Source organism: Streptomyces sp. NBC_01261 (assembly GCF_036226385.1).
Lineage (GTDB): Bacteria > Actinomycetota > Actinomycetes > Streptomycetales > Streptomycetaceae > Streptomyces.
The window spans coordinates 3,144,283-3,163,287 of sequence record NZ_CP108463.1 but is presented as its reverse complement, the minus strand read 5'-3'; the positions used below and the strand labels follow the sequence as shown (position 1 = coordinate 3,163,287).

The 19,005-nt window shown below is 72.3% G+C and carries 15 protein-coding genes and 1 tRNA gene; 10 read left to right on the top strand and 6 right to left on the bottom strand.

All coding sequences use genetic code 11. From position 1 onward, the window contains the following. Positions 1–2,283: 2,283 nt before the first annotated feature. Complete coding sequence (locus tag OG226_RS13685; protein ID WP_329349113.1) at positions 2,284–2,559, bottom strand: hypothetical protein; 276 nt, start codon at positions 2,557–2,559, stop codon at positions 2,284–2,286. 70 nt (positions 2,560–2,629) lie between these two features. On the opposite strand from OG226_RS13685, the gene OG226_RS13680 reads away from it, so the two are divergent. The 8 genes from OG226_RS13680 to OG226_RS13645 all read left to right on the top strand — a co-directional run bounded on the left by OG226_RS13680 (position 2,630) and on the right by OG226_RS13645 (position 11,044). Beyond that, positions 2,630–3,382 (top strand): hypothetical protein, encoded by a 753-nt coding sequence (locus OG226_RS13680; RefSeq protein ID WP_328677410.1) that lies wholly within the window; start codon positions 2,630–2,632, stop codon positions 3,380–3,382. 71 nt (positions 3,383–3,453) lie between these two features. Beyond that, the gene (locus tag OG226_RS13675; RefSeq protein WP_200691099.1) at positions 3,454–3,876 is read left to right on the top strand and encodes a phage tail protein; all 423 of its coding nucleotides are present in this window, start codon (positions 3,454–3,456) and stop codon (positions 3,874–3,876) included. A gap of 34 nt (positions 3,877–3,910) precedes the next feature. Next, positions 3,911–4,633 carry a CIS tube protein gene (locus OG226_RS13670; protein ID WP_327400575.1) on the top strand — a complete coding sequence of 241 codons (723 nt, stop codon included), beginning with the start codon at positions 3,911–3,913 and terminating at the stop codon, positions 4,631–4,633. Beyond that, the gene (locus OG226_RS13665) at positions 4,633–6,540 is read left to right on the top strand and encodes a VgrG-related protein (RefSeq protein ID WP_328677407.1); all 1,908 of its coding nucleotides are present in this window, start codon (positions 4,633–4,635) and stop codon (positions 6,538–6,540) included. The genes OG226_RS13670 and OG226_RS13665 overlap by 1 nt, the downstream gene beginning before the upstream one ends. Before the next feature lie 37 nt (positions 6,541–6,577). Then, positions 6,578–7,021, top strand: coding sequence for a GPW/gp25 family protein (locus OG226_RS13660; protein ID WP_019062855.1), 444 nt, complete (start codon positions 6,578–6,580; stop codon positions 7,019–7,021). 3 nt (positions 7,022–7,024) lie between these two features. Then, positions 7,025–8,983, top strand: coding sequence for a putative baseplate assembly protein (locus tag OG226_RS13655; RefSeq protein ID WP_328677399.1), 1,959 nt, complete (start codon positions 7,025–7,027; stop codon positions 8,981–8,983). A gap of 31 nt (positions 8,984–9,014) precedes the next feature. Beyond that, positions 9,015–9,581, top strand: a complete 567-nt coding sequence (locus OG226_RS13650) for a phage tail protein (protein ID WP_328677397.1) — start codon at positions 9,015–9,017, stop codon at positions 9,579–9,581. Next, the gene (locus tag OG226_RS13645; protein WP_328677395.1) at positions 9,578–11,044 is read left to right on the top strand and encodes an NADase-type glycan-binding domain-containing protein; all 1,467 of its coding nucleotides are present in this window, start codon (positions 9,578–9,580) and stop codon (positions 11,042–11,044) included. Before OG226_RS13650 ends, OG226_RS13645 begins: the two co-directional genes overlap by 4 nt. A gap of 32 nt (positions 11,045–11,076) precedes the next feature. On the opposite strand, the gene OG226_RS13640 is transcribed toward OG226_RS13645, so the two are convergent. Next, on the bottom strand, positions 11,077–11,535 hold the full coding sequence (locus tag OG226_RS13640) for a cupin domain-containing protein (RefSeq protein WP_328677394.1): 459 nt from the start codon (positions 11,533–11,535) through the stop codon (positions 11,077–11,079). 175 nt (positions 11,536–11,710) lie between these two features. Here OG226_RS13640 and OG226_RS13635 point away from each other — a divergent pair, with 175 nt between their 5' ends. Further along, positions 11,711–12,328: a TetR/AcrR family transcriptional regulator gene (locus OG226_RS13635; RefSeq protein WP_328677393.1), complete on the top strand. Its 618-nt coding sequence runs from the start codon at positions 11,711–11,713 to the stop codon at positions 12,326–12,328. A gap of 22 nt (positions 12,329–12,350) precedes the next feature. Here the strand turns inward: OG226_RS13635 and OG226_RS13630 are convergent, their stop codons facing one another. From OG226_RS13630 to OG226_RS13620, 3 genes are all read right to left on the bottom strand, one after another. Then, the gene (locus OG226_RS13630; protein ID WP_329349112.1) at positions 12,351–14,735 is read right to left on the bottom strand and encodes a hypothetical protein; all 2,385 of its coding nucleotides are present in this window, start codon (positions 14,733–14,735) and stop codon (positions 12,351–12,353) included. 3 nt (positions 14,736–14,738) lie between these two features. Then, positions 14,739–14,810, bottom strand: a tRNA-Lys gene (locus OG226_RS13625). Positions 14,811–14,897: 87 nt separating this feature from the next. Then, positions 14,898–15,941, bottom strand: coding sequence for a lysylphosphatidylglycerol synthase transmembrane domain-containing protein (locus OG226_RS13620; RefSeq protein ID WP_329349111.1), 1,044 nt, complete (start codon positions 15,939–15,941; stop codon positions 14,898–14,900). Between the two features lie 255 nt (positions 15,942–16,196). Here OG226_RS13620 and OG226_RS13615 point away from each other — a divergent pair, with 255 nt between their 5' ends. After that, positions 16,197–17,675: a glycoside hydrolase family 3 N-terminal domain-containing protein gene (locus tag OG226_RS13615; protein ID WP_328677390.1), complete on the top strand. Its 1,479-nt coding sequence runs from the start codon at positions 16,197–16,199 to the stop codon at positions 17,673–17,675. A 3-nt stretch (positions 17,676–17,678) separates the two neighbouring features. On the opposite strand, the gene OG226_RS13610 is transcribed toward OG226_RS13615, so the two are convergent. Continuing rightward, complete coding sequence (locus OG226_RS13610) at positions 17,679–18,995, bottom strand: glycoside hydrolase 5 family protein (RefSeq protein WP_443066994.1); 1,317 nt, start codon at positions 18,993–18,995, stop codon at positions 17,679–17,681. Between the last annotated feature and the right edge of the window lie 10 nt (positions 18,996–19,005).

Below are 19,005 nucleotides of genomic sequence, written 5' to 3'. Positions count from 1 at the left end.
GGCGCCGGTGCGGGCGGTACCGAGCCTGGGTCAGCCTCAGGGTGAACTGCCGTTGGCCGAGCGGGGGTTGGTTGCGCAGCCGGGGCCTGTGGTTCCGTTGCGGGCGACTGCGGGGCCTGTGGCGCAGCGGGCTGTGCCTCTCGCGTCGAGGGGGGCCGTGGGTGTGCGCGGTACTGCTCCGGCTCCTGTGGCTGGTTCGGTCGGAGCGATGGCTCCGGCTTCCGGTATTCAGGTGACTGCGGTGGCGGCGTCGGAGCAACTCCGGCCGAGTACGGGGTCGTTGACGAGGTCGGGTGCGGCTGCGGTGCAGCGGCGATTGGTCGGGAGGCGGAACTCGGGGACCGTGGGGGGTGGTTCGGGTGGGGAGTCCGCGTCGGATGCAACTGGCGGTGACCGAGGAGAAGGTGATCCGGGCGGCGGATCATCTGTTCCGTTCGCCGTTCCGGCCGCAGGTGGCGTTGTAGAGCGACTCGGTGGTGGCGCAGGCGTAGTTCGTGGCGCGGGGGAGCGGCGGGACGTGGTTCCGGCGGCTCCGAGTAGGCCGGCGGTCGGCTCCGGTGAGGCGAAGCCCGCGGTGCGACGACGACCGGCGACGCCATCGGGCACACCGCGGATGCCACTGGCGGACGGTAGTGACGAACCTGTTGGCCCCAGCGCTACCGAGCCCGAAAGTCGTCCCATCACACGCGGTAGCGCGGCTCCCGTCTCAGGGAACACGGCGGACAGTGTGCAGCGGGCGGTCACCGCGCCGGGTGCCACGGCCGCTGCTTCGGCGGCTCCGAAGGCCACGATGGCGTCGACGCCGCCGAACCCCGCAGCGCCGTCAGCCGAGTCGCCGTCAGCCATGCCTGCCGCCCCGGCGCAGCCGACGCCCCCGAACACTTCCCGCGTGCCGATGCCCGTACAACGCGCCGCGACTGCTCCGGCCGCACACGACCACGGCACCACCCAGCCCCGGTCCCACCCCTCGGCACCCCTCGCAGGACCGACGGATTCCGCCGGCGCCCGGACCAACAATCCAACCTCCGGTCCTACGCCCCCTCCCGCACCCCAGATCCAACGCAGCGCCGCCCGCCGCCCGCCTCGCATCCCCCTCGGCGCCCCTCTCACCACGCGCCCGAAGGAGACACGGCAGCCCTCAACACCCGTACCGCCGATGCCCGGTCCGGCCGCTCGCCCCGCGCAGGGCAACACACCCAACACCCCTGCGCCGCAAGGTAATGCGCCGACTGTTCCGGTGCCTACGTCCCCGCCTGCGCAGGCCCCTCACTCTCCGGTTCCCGCGAAGCCCACTCCCGTTCGGCGCCGTTCACCCCTCGGAGCTCCGGTCACCGCCACACCGGCAGACGCGAGGCCGCTCAGCGGTTCGCCGTTCACGCCGGCCGGCGCTGGGCACCGTACGGAACCGGGTTCGACGCCGACAGCGGGACCCGGGCCGACGATCCAACGAACCGTCGCCCCCGACCCGTTCGCACCGCCCCCGGCCACGGCGCCCTCAACCACCACGCGCGCGCCCGCCGCATACCCAACCACCGCGCATCCGCTTGCCGCGCCCCCAACTACCGCGCCCCGCCCGACCGAAGCACTGGCCAACCCGGCGACACCGGGTCCGGGGCAGCCGGTCCAGCGAAGCGTCGCGGCGAGCGTGCCTGCACGGGCCGCGCAGGCCTACCCGGCCACGGGTCCCTCTCACACAGCGTCCCCGACCACCGGGTCCCCGGCGGATCTGGTTGCTCAGGCGACACCGGTCCTGGGGTCTACGGTCCAGCGAAGCGTCGCGGCGAGCGTGCCTGTACGGGCCGCGCAGGCCTACCCGGCCACGGGTCTCTCTCGCACAGCGTCCCCGACTGCCGGGTCCCCGGCGGATCTGGTTGCTCAGGCGACACCGGGTCCGGGGCAGCCGGTCCAGCGAAGCGTCGCGGCGAGCGTGCCTGTACGGGCCGCGCAGGCCCACCCGGCCACGGGTCCCTCTCGCACAGCGTCCCCGACCACCGTGTCCCCGGCGGATCTGGTTGCTCAGGCGACACCGGGTCCGGGGCCGACGGTCCAGCGAAGCGTCGCCCCGACCCCGCCTGAACGCGCTGCGGAGACCGCGTTGGTCACGGGCCCCTCTCGCACCGCGCCCCCGACCCCCGCATCCTCGGCCAACCAGGTAGCTCAGGCGACACCGGTTCCGGCGCCGACGGTCCAGCGAAGGGTCGCCCCGACCCCCCTCGTACGGGCCGCGGACACCTCCTCGGTCACAGGCGCTCCTCCCACCGGGTCCCCGGCCAACCTGGTAGCTCAGGCGACACCGGTCCAGCGAAGCGTCGCCCCGAGCCCGCCTGCACGGGCCGCGCAGGCCCCCTCGACCACCGCCCCCTCACTCGCCACGCCCCCACCCACCGCAGACCGTCCGACCGCAGCCCCACCCGCGAGCCCCTCTCCGGACGCCCTTCCGTCCTCGGTCGTGCCCCCGACCTGGGCCGTGACTTCGTCTTCAGCCGGGATTTCGTCGTCAGCCGCGACGCCGCCCTCAGCCGTGCCCTCGCCCTTGGCCGCGTCCCCGCCCTCACTCACCGCCCCACCCCGCCGCACCACGAACCCGACTCCGCCCGGCCCGACCACGCCCGACCTGCCCCCTCCCGGCGTGACCTCGCGCACCGCACCGCCGCTCACCGCACCCCGCCCCACGACACGGACCCCCACCACACCGGCACCCCCCATCGCTCCGCTCCGCACGCCAACCCCGGCGCAGCGCCCCGCACCCGCATCGCCCTTCACCCCCGTACAACGTCACCCCCGTACGACCCCCGCCCCACCCGTAGTACCCGGCACCCCCGCAGCCCCCGTCACCCCCGGAGTACCCGGAGCCCCCGTACTACCCAGGACCGCCGCGCGCCCCGGCACCGCCGCCATACCCGTAGTACCCCTACGCCTCCCCACCCCCACGTCCCACACCCCCCTCCCGGTCTCCACCCCACCCGGAACCGGCCCCCTCACCGTCCAACGCAACCCCTCCTCCGCCACCCCCCTGAACCGAGCCCACCCCACCCTCAGCAAAACCCCCACCTCCACCCCCACCTCCACCCCCACCACACTCGCCGCCCCCGCCTCACGCCCCTCCACCCCACCCCCGCCGTACACCCCACCCCCACCCCCCTCCCAGTCACCCCCACCCCCAGACCCGCCACCTCTGTACTCCCCAACCGCCAACGGCACGGCTCCCCCACCCCCCGCCTACGAGGCAGTCCCCGCAGGCCAGTTCGACCCCCGAGACCTCACCGACTTCCAGCTGGACGAACTGGTGCACCGGATCATCGGCCGCATCACCCGCCTCATCCGCATGGAACTCCGCCTGGACCGCGAACGAATCGGCAAACTCCGCGACCCCCGCCACTGACCGGCACCACCCCGCACCACGACGAACCGCCCCACCCCCTCCGCAACAGCAGAAAGGCAGGCCGACCCCCGATGTCCCGCCTCGACCCGGGCTCCACCATCTGGTTCACCCTCAGCATCGACGGCGAGAGCCTCGGCTACTTCAACGGGTGCGACGGGCTGTCGTCGACGGTGGAGATCGAGCACCGGCAGGAGGGCGGCAACAACGGCTTCGTCTGGCAACTCCCCACCCGTGTCACCTTCTCCACCATCCGGCTGACCCGCCCGCTCACCCCGGACACCGCGAAGGTCGCCAAGTGGATCTCCTCCGTGCAGACCGGGATCAAGCGGCCCACCGGACAGATCGCGGCGCTGCGCGCGGACGGGTCGGAGGTGGCGCACTGGGGGCTCATCGACGTGCTGCCCGTCAGCTGGCAGGGGCCTTCGCTCGACCCGGCGGGGCCGGCCGTCGCCACCGAGGTCCTGGAGATCGCCCACCACGGATTCACGGACTGAGCGCGGCGGCGGAGGAGGAAGGGAGAGCAAGACCATGGCCACCACCAGCAGGGGCGCCGGCAAGAGCCTTGTCCGTGCCAGCCTTGCCATTCATGAGCCGCCGGTAGGGGGGAGTACCACCCCGGGCGGGCTCATCAAGACCTTCGCCTTCGACTTCAACCCGGCGCAGCTGTCGCTCACCCGCCGCGCCCAGTGGAAGACGACCCCCGCGCAGATCGAACGGGACGGCTCCCTCCCGGAGTTCATGGGTTCGCAGCCGCGCGAGATGGGCGTGGAGATCTTCCTCGACTCCTCCGACGAGCCCACCAGCAACTCGGTTCTGAAGAAGGTCGAGTCCCTGCTCGCGTGCTGCGACGTGACCACCAAGTCCATTGCCGCCAAACAGCCTTCACCGCCCTGGGTGGTGTTCCAGTGGGGGTCGTTCTCCACCGCCCGGTTCACCGCCTACGTCTCCTCCGTCGAGGCCGCCTACTCGCTCTTCGGCACCACCGGCGTGCCCATCCGCGCCACCTGCCGGCTCCAACTGCACGAGATACCGAGCAACACCAAGGGCCAGAACCCGACTTCGGGCGCGCTCACGGCGCAGCGCGTGCACCGGGTCGTGGCAGGGGACTCCTTGCAGTCGCTGGCCTGGCGGGAGTACGGCGACTCCGCCGCGTGGCGGGCGATCGCCGAGGCCAACGGGATCGACGACCCGACGCGGCTCGCGAACGGTGTCGAACTCGTGCTGCCCGCCGCCGAGGAGGTGCGTTCCTGATGGTGAAGTCCGCGTTCTCGAACGTCGTCGAGGTGAAGATCGGCGGCGCCAAGATCCCTTCCGAGTACGCCCGTTACCTCGTCGACAGCTACGTCGACCAGGGTGTCGGCGTCCCGGCCGCGTTCCGGCTCACCTTCCGGGACCCGTACCGGCTGATCCTCGGCAAACTCGGCGTCACCTTCGGCACGAAGGTCGTCATCGCGCCGGTCGCCGACGGGCAGGGCGCCTCCGATCCGCTGCTGACCGGTGAAGTCACGGGACTTGAGGCCGACTACGACGGCACCGGCACCTTCACCGTCGTACGCGGCTACGACTTCGGGCACCGGCTGCTGCGCCAGCGCCGGGTCGCCGCCTACCGCAACCAGAGCGCGTCCGACATCGCCCGCAAACTCGCCGCCCAGGACGGGGTGCCGATCGGGAAGATCACGTCCACGCGGACCGTGTACGAGTTCATCTCCCAGTCCAATGTGACCGATTGGGACTTTCTCGCCCGGCTCGCGGACGAGAACGAGATGGTGATGTCGGTCGACGCGGACGGCAAGTTCCAGTTCGTGGAGCCGAAGCCGTCGTCCGGTGCTCCGTCGCCCGAAACCGATGGCGACAAAAGCCCGTTCGTGCTCCAGGCGGGGCACGACATCCTGCGGCTGCGGGCCGCCGTGACCGCCGCCGACCAGGTCGGCAGGGTCGAGGCGCGCGGCTGGGACGTCACCACGAAGAAGAAGCTCACCGCCACCTCGCCCGGCGCCTCGAACCCGGGCATCGGCATCGGCACCACCCCGGGCGCGGCGGCCGGCAAGTTCAAGACGGCCAAGCTGGTCGAGACGGGCACGCCGTACGACAAGCAGAACGAGGTGAAGTTCGCCGCCGCCGCCCTCGCCGACGACGTGACGTCCTCCTTCGCCGAACTGGAGGTCGTCGCGCGCGGAAATCCCAAGCTGCGTCCGGGAGTTCCGGTCGCGCTCGCTGACGTGGGCTCGCCCTTCGAGGGCAAGTACACGGCCACCTCCGTACGGCACGTCTTCGGCGACGGCAAGCACTACGAGACCTGGGTGACGGTCAGCGGACGCCAGTGGCGTTCGCTGTACGGGCTCGCCTCGGGCGGCTCGGAGACCGCGCCCCGGCTGCCCGGCGTCGCCAACGCCGTGGTCACCGATGTCAACGACCCGCTCAAGCAGGGGCGGGTGCGCTTGCAGTTTCCGTGGCTGGACGACACGTACGTCAGCGACTGGACGCGAACCGTGCAGTGGGGCGGGCTCGGCGGGGGCGGGATCTTCCCCATGGACGTCAACGACGAAGTGCTGGTCGCCTTCGACCGGGGGGCACTCGACCACCCGTTCGTGATCGGCGGGCTCTACAACGGCAAGGACAAGCCGACCGTCGTCGGTGACGTGCCGCTGCACGACGCCGTACGGAAGAAGGCGAGCCGGCACACCGTCTCCGACCGGGACGGCAACCGGATGGACCTGCTCAGCCAGAAGACCGGCGGCCGCAAGCAGGGCGTCCGACTGGCCTCCGGGGACAAGCAGTTGACCATCACCCTGGACCGGACGAACACCGAGATCGTCGTGGACAGCAAGGGCGAGGTCACCATCAAGGGCAGCCGCGCGGTGTCGGTCGAGGCCGGTACCGATCTGACCCTCAGCGCCCGGCGCAGTCTCACGATCAAAAGCGGCGGACCGCTGAACATCGAGGGGCGCGGGCTGGTCAACGTCAAGTCGACCACCGGAGCCATCACGGTGGACGCGATGGGCGCCCTCAACATGAAGGCGCTCGGCAACGCGATGCTCACCGGCGGCGCGAGCGTGCAGATCAACTCCATCGCCAACGTGGGGATTCGGGCCGTCACCGTGCCGATCATGGGCGTGGTCACCCTCAACGGCCTTGTCCCGATGGTGATTCCGGCATGAGCGGCCCAACGGGCGAGGAACGGGCGGGTGTTGTCTGATGGCCGAACAATTCGTGGGCTCCGGCTGGTCGTTCCCGCTGCGCATCGGGCCGACCGGCGGCATCGCGCTGGTCAGCGGGGAACGCGAGGTCGAGGAGGCGATCCGGCTCGTCCTGTCGACGGCGCCGGGCGAGCGGCCGATGCGGCCCGACTTCGGCTGCGCGATCCACGACCTGGTGTTCGCACCGGTCAACGAGCAGACCGCGGGCCGGATCCAGCACGAGGTGCACGTCAGCCTCGACCGCTGGGAGCCGCGCATCGAGGTCGACGACGTCGAGGTCACCGCGGGCACCGAACAGAGCGTGCTGTACATCGACGTCCGCTACTCGATCCGCGGCACCAACAACCCGCGCAGCCTCGTCTTCCCCTTCTACGTCATCCCGTCCCACGACGAGCCGGACACCTCCGGTACGCCCGGCACGGCTGCTGAAAGCGACAACTGACCGATGGCCCTGCCCTCCCCGAACCTCGACGACCGCCGCTTCCAGCAGTTCGTCGACGACGCCAAGCGCTACATCCAGCAGCGCGCCCCGGAGTGGACCGACCACAACGTCTCCGACCCCGGTGTCACCCTCGTCGAGACGGTCGCGCACATGGCCGACCAGATCGTCTACCGCCTCAACCGGGTACCGGACAAGAACCACCTGGCCTTTCTCGACCTGGTCGGCATCACGCTCTTCCCGCCGTCCGCGGCCCGCACCGACGTCACGTTCTGGCTGTCGGCGCCCCAGGAGGAAGCGGTGCACGTGCCGCTCGGCACCGAGGTGGCGACCATGCGCACCGAGGGCGAGGAGGCGGTCGTCTTCGCCACGGAGCGTGAACTCGCCGTCGTGCCAAGTGTGTTGCGGCATCTTGTGGTGCAGCACCGGGGCAAGCAGGTCGTCGACCGCACCCACGACCTGGCCGAGGGCAATCACGTGATGTGCTTCGCCGAGGCGCCCGACCCCGGCGACTCCATGCTGTTCGGCCTCACCGCCGCCGTCCCGCACTGCGCCCTCGCCCTCGAACTCGACAGCCGCGTCGACGGAGTCGGCGTCGACCCGCGCCAACCGCCCCTGGTGTGGGAGGCGTGGACCGCCGACGGCTGGCAGCTCTGCGAGGTGGACCGTGACGGCACCGGCGGCCTCAACCGCCCCGGCGCGGTCGTCCTGCACGTCCCCGGCGGCCACACCCTGTCGCGCAACGGCGGCCAGGAAGCGGGCTGGTTGCGCTGCCGCGTCACCGAACCCCACTCCGACCAGCCCTTCTACACCACCTCGCCGACCGTCCGCTCCGCCGAGGCCTTCACCATCGGAGGCACCACCAGCGTCGTCCACGCCGACACCGTCTACGACGAGGCGCTCGGCGAGTCCACCGGCCTGCCCGGGCAGCGGCTGCGGCTCTCCCACACACCGGTCGTCGGCGACGCCGTACCCCTGCTCCTCCAGACCGCCGAGCACGACGGGTGGACGGACTGGCAGGTCGTCCCGCACTTCGCCGCCTCCGGCCCCGACGACCGCCACATCACCCTCGACGCGGCCACCGGCGAACTCGCCTTCGGACCCGCCGTCCGCGAACCCGACGGCTCCCTGCGCCAGTACGGCGGGGTCGCCCCCAAGGGCTCGGTGATCCGCGCCCGCCGCTACCGCACCGGCGGCGGCCGGGCCGGCAACGTGGCCCGCGGCGCGGTCCAGATCCTGCGCAGCTCCATCCCGTACGTCTCCGAGGTCGTCAACCGCGAGGCCGCGCGCGGCGGAGTGGACGGCGAGACCGTCCAGGAGGCCAAGACCCGCGCGCCGATCACCCTGCGCGCCCAGGAGCGGGCGGTCACCCTCCGGGACTACGAGGAACTCTCCCGCCGGGCCGCCCCCGAGACCGCGCGCATCACCTGCCTGGAGGGCGACGAGGAGGAGCACGGGGCGTATGCCGTACGGGTGTTGGTGGTCCCGCAGGCCGTGCCCGACCCGGGTGGCCGGCTCCGCTTCGAGCAACTGGTCCCCGGAGACGCCCTGTTGGACCGCATCACCCGGCATCTCGACGAACGGCGGCTGATCGGGACCCGGTTGGCGGTCGGCCCGCCCTTCTACCAGGGCGTCACCGTCGTCGCCACGGTCCACGCCTTCCGAGGCGTCGACACCGACCGGGTGCGCCGCCAGGCCCACGACGCCCTCTACCGGCACCTCGACCCGCTCACCGGCGGCTCGGACGGAAAGGGCTGGCCGTTCGGACGCCCCGTGCAGTCCGGCGAGGTCTTCGCGGTGCTCCAGCGGGTGCCCGGCGTCGAGTTGGTCGACGAGGTCGTCCTGCACCCCGCCGACCCGCTCACCGGCAAGCGCGGCGACCCCACGGACCGCATCGACCTGGAGCGGCCGTCCCTGGTGTTCTCCTTCGACCACCGCGTCCGCGTGATCGGAGACGGCGCGTGAGAACCAGCAACTGCCTTTGGGGAGGCCTGCGTTGAGGGGATCAGTTGACGGCCTCGGCTCCTCCGCGCCGATCGGCGCCATGCTTCCCGCCGTGTTCGCCGACGACGACCTCGCCCAGCGTTTCGTCGCCGGGCTCGACGAGGTCGTAGCGCCGATCCTGAGTGTGCTGGACTGCCTCGACACGTACTTCAGGCCGTCGCTCGCACCGCTCGACTTCGTTCAGTGGCTGGGGAGTTGGGTCGGTGCCGAGACCGACGGCAGTGAACCGGAGGAGCGGCTGCGGGCCGCCGTAGCCGCCGCCACGTACCTCCACCGTATTCGCGGCACCCGGCGGGGACTGGCCGAGGCCGTGCGGCTCGCCTTCGGTGCCGAACCGGAGATCACCGAGAGCGGGGCCGCCGACTGGAGCGCCCGCCCGCTCGGCCCGGTACCCGGCGAACGCAGCCCGCGTCTGCACGTCCACCTGCGGCTGCCGGCGCCGACCACCCTGGACACCCACCGCCTCGACGCCCTCGTGGCGGCCGCCCGCCCCGCCCACATGCCGTACACGGTCCAGGTGACCGCCACCGTGCTCCCCGAAAGGAACCCCGAGAGATGACGACCACCCAGAGCTGCGCCGAATGCGGAACCCGCGCGGAACCGGGCCAGTCGTTCTGCGACGCCTGCGGCGCCGTCCTCAGCTGGACGGACCGCGCGGGCGCCCGCACCGGGGCCCCGGCCGAACGCGCCCAGGGTGCCGGGGAAGCCCCGGCCGCCGGTGGTGAACCGCGCTGGGACACCCTCTCCCAGTCCGACAACCAGCGCCCCGTACAAGGGAGTTCAGGCTCGGACGACCCCGCCGCCCGACTCGACGCGCTGTCCCTGCGCCTGGACGCCCTGGCCGCCGGCGGCTCCTACGACGCGGTCGGCGCGGGCGCCCGCCAGGAACCGGCGAGCGCCGGGGCGTCCGGCGGTTCTACGACTCCTCGCGCCTCCGGCGCCGCTACGACCCACCCCGCGCCCCACCCGAGCACGGACCCGGCGCCCGCCCCGGCCCCCGCGCCCGACGCGCCGTACGCGAACCACGACGGCGCCACCGCCCGCACCCCTTCCACCACCGACACCGCGCCCACCGCACCGATCCCCGCCACCTTCCCGGAACCGCAACCGCGACCGGAACCGGAATCCGAGGCCGAGCGCGCCCGGCGGCTCCTCGTCCCGGTCTCCGACCCGGAGCCCCGCCAGGCGCCGTCCGTCGCCCCGGTCCTGCCCGGCCGCCCGGTCGCCGCGCGTCCGCAGGCCGTACGGGCACCCGGCGTGGAACCGGGCGCCGTCGGCGGAGTGCCCTGCCCCTGGTGCGCGACGGGCAACCGGCCCGACCGGCACTACTGCGCCCGTTGCGCGATGCCCATGGCCGGCGACGAGCAGGCCCCCGGCCGGCTGCCCTGGTGGCGGCGGCTGCTCGCGTTCCGGAACGGCGAGATCCCGTGGGCGGGCGACCGGCCCCGGCTGCGCCGTACCTTCGACCGGGTGCTGACCTGGGTGGGCGCGGCGGTCGTGCTGACCCTGCTGATCGTGCTGGCCGTCAACATCCCGCGTGGCGTGGACGCGACGAAGGACCACTTCGCCAAGCGGGCCCCCGTCTACCCGGACCGCGTCACCGCCTCCCGCTCCTTCCCGGGCCACAAGCCGGACCTGGCCTTCGACCGGCTGAACAACACCTGGTGGGGGCCGGGGGTGACCCAGTCGGGCAAGGGGGAGTGGCTGGAGGCGAAGTTCGACGAGCCGACCCGGCTGCTGGACCTGATGATCACCCCGGGTGAGTCCACCCGCCCGGACCAGCTCAGCCAGTCGGCGCTCCCGCACCGGATCGAGGCGGAGATCACCACGGCCGACGGCAAGAAGATCACCCGCCGACTCACCCTGGACCAGGGCGCGGGCGCCCAGCGCCGCTCCTTCCGGGTCGGCACGGTCACGTCGGTCCGCTTCACCATCGAGTCCGCCTACGGAGCCTCCGGGGGCAAGCAAGTGGCCATCGCCGAGATCGAGTTCTTCGGCCCGTCGAACTCGGGCGGCTCCTGACGGACGGTCCGTGAGGCGGCGAGCGCGGGGCCTCAGGCGTAGTCGGTCGCGGGGACCGTGCCGTAGCGGCTCATCGTCTCGATCGTCGACTCGGTGTTGAACTCCCGGCCGCCGGCGATCATGTCCCGCAGGTCGCGGAAGTACTGTACGAACAGGTCGGGCGTGAAGGTGTTGACCATCACCACGGGCTCGTCGCCGGGGTTGGCGAAGGTGTGCGGGGCACCGGGCGGGATCATCGCGAGGGTGCCCGCGGGGGCGACGTGGACGGTCTCGCCGATGGTGAAGTGCACGGTGCCGGAGACGACGTAGAAGCCCTCGTCGTGCTGCGCGTGGCGGTGCTGCGGCGGGCCCTGGGTGTGCGGGGCGAGGGTGATCTCGCCGATCCCGAGACGGTGGCCGGTGGTGCTGCCGTCCTCCAGGATGCGCATCGTGACCGGGCCCAGCCGGATCGACTCGCCGTCGTCCGGACCGACCACGGAAACCTCGTTCATCGCCGACTCCCTTGTATGTGGCGCGAGTTGAGCGTTCGTCGCGCTGTGGCGCGCCCTCGGAACAGTAGGCGGACATCTCTCGTTATGCAAGCAGACTCTCACAATGAGAGCTTGTCGTGATAACGTGAGGGAGACGGACGGCAGCGACGAGCGAATACGGGGAAGTGACGCACCGATGGCGACAGCACAGACGGACACGGGCCGCAGCAACCAGAAGAAGCGCACCCGTATGGCGATCGTCGAAGCGGCGCGCGGACTGATCGGCACGGGCAGCGAGGTGACCATGCCCGAGGTCGCCCGCGTCGCCCTGGTCTCCGAGGCCACCGCCTACCGCTACTTCCCCGACCTGCCGTCACTGATCGGCGAGGCCCTGGCCGGTGTGTGGCCCGACCCCGTCGACGCGCTCGGCCCGGTCGCCGACTCCCGCGATCCGGTCGAACGGATCGCGTTCGCCTGCGAGTTCCTGCTCCGGGGCACCCTGGCCCGGCAGGGCGGGGTGCGCGCGATGATGGCCGCGACGATCGTCCGTCCGGACACGGCGAACATGCGTCCCGGCATCCGCTTCGGCCTCATCGACCACGCCCTCGCCCCCCTGACGGCCACCCTCGGGGAGGCCGACCCGGAGGCGTTCACCCAGCTCAAGCGGGGTCTCGCGGTGGTCATGGCCGCGGACGCCCTGTTCACCCTCACCGACCAGTGCGGCCTCACCCCCGACGAGGCGATCACCAGCGCCGTAGGCACCGCGAAGACCCTGACGGAGGCGGCGGTGCGCGCGGTGGCCGACGGGTCCTAGCGGCCGTCGGCGTGCGCGCTTCTCAACTGCCCTTTGTCTCTGCGGCGGTTGGGTCCGTCGCCAGCCAGTGGCCGTCCGTGGTCCAGCCGACGAGTCGGCGGGCGCGGCCCCCGTCCGCCGTGCCGTCGGGGGCGAAGGTGCCGCCGTCCGCGACCAGGCGCAGCCCGGTCAGCGCGGGCGCGAGGCGGGCGGCGACAGGGGGAGCGTGGCGGGCCGCCTCCGCGTCCAGGTCGTCGAGCACGCGGCGCTGTTCGGCGGGCGTGCAGAGGGACAGGTGGAACACCAACTGCCGCCAGGCGTACGCCGCGTCCTTGATCGTGGAGTACGGCCACGGGTTGCGCTGCACCCGGGCCGTCAGCCGGCACACGGTGCCGAAACAGCGGCGCGCCAGATCCGCCCACCCCGGCTCGGGGGCGATGCCGACCCGGTGGACCAGGGTGGCCAGGTTGTGCGTGGTCAGGATCTGGGACTGCTCGATCACCTTGCCGTTCGCCGCCACCCAGGAGCCGGACGAGGAACCGGACTTCGGCCCCGCCGGAGCCGAGGACGCCCCCGCGGCCCGCTCCGCGCACAGCCGCGCGAACCCCGGGGAGGTGCGGGGCCCTGCCCCGGCTCTGTCCGACCGGCCCGCCGACTCACCCGCCTGGACGGTCCCTTCGGCGATCGCCAGTTCCCGGATCGCCGCGTAGTCGATGCCGTAGTACCGCTCGTACAGCGAACCACCGAGCAGCTCGCCCGCGATCCCGGCCGCCACAAGGAACTTGGGGCCGAAGGCGTCCATGAAGATGTCGGCGGCCAGCTCCTCCACCAGCGGGGCGCCCAGCTCCGACTGGCGGGCGAGCACGCCGAGTTCGCGCACGAGCGGGTTGGGCAGGATCGTGCCCGGGAACCCGCGCACGGCCAGCTCGCCCAACTGCCGTAGCAGCAGGGCGGCTTCGGCAGTTCCGTCGCCACGCTGCGCGGCCACCGCCCGTACCCAGGGCAGTTCCTCGATCCGGACCTGTCGCTCCAGGTTGAGCAGGAGCAACGAACGGCGGTTGCGGAACGCGCGGTAGTTCGCGGCCATCAGTGTCCGCAGCGTCTCGTCGTCGTAGGTCCGCGCGGTGGTGACGGCGACCAACCGCGGTACCAGTTGCGCGAGTACCTCGGCCGAGGGGACGACTCCCCGCTCCACGAGGGTGGATACCGGTGCGCTGAGCGCGTCCTCGACCACCCGGCGTATGGCGAGCGGGAGTTGGGCACCGGCGGGCAGGCCGCTCTCCCGCTGCTCCGGCTCGGAGACCGGGGCGAGTACGGGTGCGAGGTCGGCGATGCCCGACTCCTGGGGCAGTCCGGCGAGCCGGCCCACCACCACGTGCGCCAGGGCGTAGTGGGAGGGGAGTGCGGCCTGGGCCCGCTGCACGCGGCGCAGTTCCGCGTGCGGTGCCGAGCCCGGCAGGCCGCGCCGCCGCACCATCGACGTGACGGCGTGCCGCAGCAGCCCGAGCCGCCGCGCGTCCAACGCCCGTCCGGCGACGGTCTCTTCGAGCGCGCCGCGCAGAATGCCCAGGTTCTCCCTGGGATCACGGTGCTTCCCGCAGCGTGTGTGCTCCCCGGCCAGCAGCCGGTATCGGCTCAGCAGACCGGCACCGCGCTCCAACCAGTCGGCATCCGGGACGAGTTCGAGCACCCGCGCGTCCTCCCCGCCCGCCGTCTCCAGCCAGTGGACGAGCAACTCGTCCCCGAACGGCTGCCATACGGCGAGTGCCTCGCGCTGTGTCTCCACGGCCGCGTCGGGGCGCCGCCTGACCAGCCGGTCCACGGTGTCGGAGACGCTACGGCGGTACAGCGCGTCGGTGACGTCAGACGCGGGCCGACCGGTCGACGGGCGCGGCAGGAACCGGAGTTGATCCGCGAACGGCTCCAACTCCGCGACCAGGTCGAGCGCGGCGGCCGACTGCCCGTGCCGCACCAGCCACGCCATGGTGAGCAGCGCGCCCTCCTCGGGCACGGTCACCTCGTACCGCCCGCTGTTCAACTGCCCCCACAGCCAGGTGAGTCCGGTGTCGGTGAGGCAGTGCGCGAACAGCGCCCGCCGGTCCGCGGGCACGCCGAACCGCTCCGCGAGCCGCGTCTCGTACGGCTGGAGCGGGCCGCCCGCTCCCGGGGTGCCCGTGGCGAAGCCGCCGTGCACCACCTCGGGAGTGACCCAGGCGGGGAGTCCGGCCACCGGGGTGCGCGAACCGATCGACAGCAGGCCGCCGGCCATCCCCGCGAGCACGGCACGCCAGCGCGTCACGCGGCTCTCCGCGCGACGGCGGGTGTCGGCGTCCTCGTGGGTCAGCGCGGTCGTGAAGGCCTTGGCCAACTGCCCTTGGGCATAGCCGGGGTTCGCGGTGAGGTGCTGCTGGTCAGCGTCGTCATTCATAAGCCGACGTGGCAGGTCCTGCCCCTGCGTCCTCCGGGATAAGAGCCCGGTGCTCTGCTGCTGAGCCACACGCCGATGAGCAGCGACGCTAGACGCCGGACGGGTGGCCGTACAAGGGGATTTCGACGGCCGAGGGGATGTCGCCGTACAGGGGGATGCCGGTCACAGCACCTTCCGGTGGACCAGCGCCGACAGCATCAACGCGCCCGGCAGCAACGGCACCCACACCGTCAGGACGCGGTAGCCGATGACGCTCGCCGTGGCCACGTCCATGGGGGCGCCGAACGCGACCATCGTGAACACCGTCGCCGCGTCCACGGGACCGATCCCGCCGGGTGCGGGAACCGCGCCGACCGCGGTGCTGGCGGCGAGGAACGCGAGGACGACCTGCGGCCAGGACAGCGGCATGCCGAGCGAGGCGCCGACCGAGAAGATCACTGTCGCCTGGAGTACCGGCGCGGCGGCCGCGCCGCCCCACAGGGCGAGGATCCGGCTGGGCATGGTGTGCAGCTGCCGTACGTCGGTCAGGGCGGTGCGGAAGCAGCGGAGGACCGGGCGGCGCAGCGGAGGGACGACGGCCAGGAGCAGGCCGGCCGTGCCGAACGCGACCCCCAGCCCGCCGAAGGCGAGGACCAACGACCAGCCCCGCGGGACGAGTTGGCCGGACCTCAGCATCTCGGGGAAGGCGATGAGGAAGGCGATGAGCACGATGGTCTTCGCGATCGGCCGGACGAGTGAGTACAGGGCGAGCGAGGCGGTGGCGCGGGCGAGGGGGATGCCGCGGCCCTGGAGGAAGCGCAGCGTGACGGCGTGGGCGCCGATGCTGGCCGGCAGCGCGTGGTTGGCGGCGCCGGCGGCGAACTGCGAGGCGATCAGCAGGCCGGTCGGCAGCCGCTCGGGCACGGCGCCCTGGCGGACGAGGGCGGCGGTGCCCCAGCCGAGACAGGTGAAGAAGAACGCGGCGAGCAGCCACCAGGGGTCGGCGGAGGCGAGCCGGGCCGTGCCGTCGTACATGGCGCGCCAGTCGACCGCCGCCCACACCGCGATCAGCAGCAGGGGCAGCAGGGTCAGGATCCTGGTGGCGAGGCGTGCCGCGGAGGGAAGGCGGGGGAGGCGGAAGGGGACGGGGGCGGTCGGAGTGGCGTCGGGGCCGGCGGTGGAGACGGGGAGCGGCCCGGGGATCTCTTCGAGCGGAAGCAGGGACACGTTGCGAAACGTTCCCGTCCGGTATGACGTCGTGGTGTCCGTCAGCGGAAGGGGCGCGGGCGGCTGGGCGACGCGGACGGCATGAATGGCTTGAAGGGCCCGGGTGAACGCACCGGGCGCACCATCGGCCTCATCTGTGGCACCGCCCACGTCACCGCCCGCTCCACCACCCACGCCACCACCCCAGATCATTGCCTGAATCAACAATCCATCGGTTTGTTGACTTTAGGTTGATCGAGCCATTTCAATTCCAGTATGACCCACGCCGAGCGTACGTCCGCCGCCGTCACCGCCCTGCCCGTCGACCTCGACGAGGCGGCCCACCGCTGTCTGGTCGCCGGGTTCGACGGCGCGACGACGGTGCCGGACCCGCTCAAGCGGCTCATCGACCGCGGCCTCGGCGGGGTCATCCTGTTCACCCGCAATGTGCGCGACGCTCAGCAGGTGCGCCGGCTCACCGACCAACTCCGTTCCATCCGCCCGGACCTGCTCGTGGCGATCGACAACGAGGGCGGCGACATCGGCCACTTGGTGAACGCCGGAGCCCCGGACGTCCCGGGCTCCTACGCCCTCGGAGTCGTCGACGACCCGGCCCTGACCGCCCGTTGCGCCGACGCGCTCGCAGGTCACCTCGCCACACTGGGCATCACCGCCTCGTACGCACCCGTCGCCGACCTTCAGCACCAACCGCGCAACCCGATCGTGCGCACCCGCTCCTTCGGTGCCGATCCCGTCCTGGCCGCCCGCCATCTGCGCGCCTGGATCACCGCCACCGACGTCCGCGGCATCGCCTCCTGTGCCAAGCATTTCCCGGGCCACGGCGGCACAATCACCGACAGCCATCACGGTGTCGCCACGGACCCGCGCCCGTACGACGAACTCCTCGTCGACCTCGCACCGTTCCGCGCCGCCATGGCCGCGGGCGTGCCGATGCTGATGAGCGCCCACGTCGTCTTCCCGGCCCTGGACGCCAACCGCCCCGCCACCCTCAGCCGCCGCATCCTCGGCGATCTGCTCCGCCTCGAACTCGGCTTCGACGGCGTCCTCGTCAGCGACGCCCTGGAGATGAAGGCGATCGCCGACGCGTACGGCGAAGCCGCCGGGGCCCGGATCGCCCTCGCCGCCGGAGCGGACCAAGTCATCGTCGCCGTACCGGACTTGGACGTCACCCTGGCCTGCCGGGACGCCGTGCTCGACGCGCTGCACGCGCAGGTGCTGCCCGAGGAGCGGGTGTGGGAGGCGGCCGGGCGCGTACGACGGCTCGCCGAGCGGTACGCGACCCCGCGCCGCACGGTCACCGCCTGGGACGCGGACGCCGGCCTGGAGGCGGCCCGCCGCGCCGTACGCACCCGGAGCTTCCTCTCGCCGATACGCGGCGCCCACGTCGTCGACCTGTTCCCGGCCCCGCACCCCGCCCTGAACTGGGGCGGCGAGGACCTCCTCACCGAACTCCGCGCGATCGACCCCACGGCCACCGGCACCGCGCTCAACACGGAACCTGCCGAGCTCGCCGCCCTCGTCGACGGGATCGTCCGGAGGGGCGCCCCGCTGGTCGTCGCCACCTCCGACGCCGGCCTGCACCCCTGGCAGGCCCGACTGCGCGACACGCTCGCCGCCCGGCGACCTGACGCCGTACTGGTCGACACCGGACTGCCGGAGGGCGGTGCCCTCTGCTCCTACGGGCGCGGACGGGTCAACCTGCGGGCGGTCGCGGAGGTGCTGACGGGCAGTTGACCGTCACGTCGGGCGTACGACTTCCTTGATGCCCCGCGCCGCCAAGTACGCCTCGTCCTGGGCCCGTTCGGCCAGCACCACCGCGGGCCGGACGCCCTCCGTGCGCAGCCGCATCCACTCCTCGAAGTACGCGCCACCCGGACCGGACACCGAGCGGGTGCCCCGGGTGCAGTCCAACACCAGTGCGGTGTCGCGGAGTTGCACGGTGTGCGGCTCCGCGATCGCTTCGGCGAAGGCCGCGGCGATCGGCTTGGGGCCGCCCGCCGAGTCGAACAGGCCCAGCGTGTATTCGAGTTCGGGGTAGTCGGCGAGCGAGCGGTCCACGTCGTGCGAGCACCACCAGGTCACGCCCCAGAGGCCTTCGCACTCGGCCGCGTTGCGCACGGTCGCGCGCGCGAACTCCGGGGCGTCGGCCGCCGGGATGTGCGGCTCGGGCGCGCCGGTCTCCTGGACCCAGACCGGGCGGGCCGGGTCGGTGGCGTACGCCTTGGCCAACTCCGTTCCGTACTCGGCGAGATGGAGCACCTGCGGCGAGCGCGGACCGTAACGGCGGGCGCAGTCGCCGGAGAACACCCACGGGTGGACGGTGGTCAGATCGCCCTTGCGGGCCGAGGCCTCCGGAGTGAACGGGTGGTCGTCGCCGTACCAGGCGGCGTCGTACGCGGAGTGCGTGACCAGGCGGTCCGGCGGCAGGTGCTCGCGGGCGGCGGCCAGCAGCGTGTCGAGATAGCGGTCCACCTCGGCCACCGACACCGGGTTGTGCTCCACCAAGTTGTTGAGCTCGTTGCCGAGTTGGAGCCCGATCAGGTTCGGGCGGTCGGCGAGGGCGCTGCCCAGCGTGCGCATCAGCTCCGCCTGGGCCGTGATGGTCTCCGGGTCCGTGAAGACGTTGCGGTGGTGCCAGCTGCGGGTCCACTCCGGGTAGAAGTCGAAGCTCGACAGATGACCCTGGACCCCGTCCACGAGGACGTCGAGCCCGGCCTCGCCCGCCAGGTCGACGAGGTGCACCAGCTGGTCCACGGCGGTCCGGCGGATCAGCGTGCGGTTGGGCTGGAGCAGCGGCCAGAGGTGGAAGATCCGGACGTGGTCCAGGCCGAGCCCGGCTATCTGGGCCAGATCCTCGCGGGCGTGCCCCGGGTCGAAGTCGTGCCAGGAGTGGAACCAACCGCGGCGCGGCGTGTAGTTGACGCCGAAGCGGAGCGTAGGAATGGGATCCTCCCCAGGTCCGGTCTTGCCCTGTCTGTGTCTTTGGGTCTTGTTCTGGTCTTTGGGTCTTGCTTCTGCGCGAAGGCTCTTGTTCTGCGCGAATGTATCAACCACCATAGTCAGT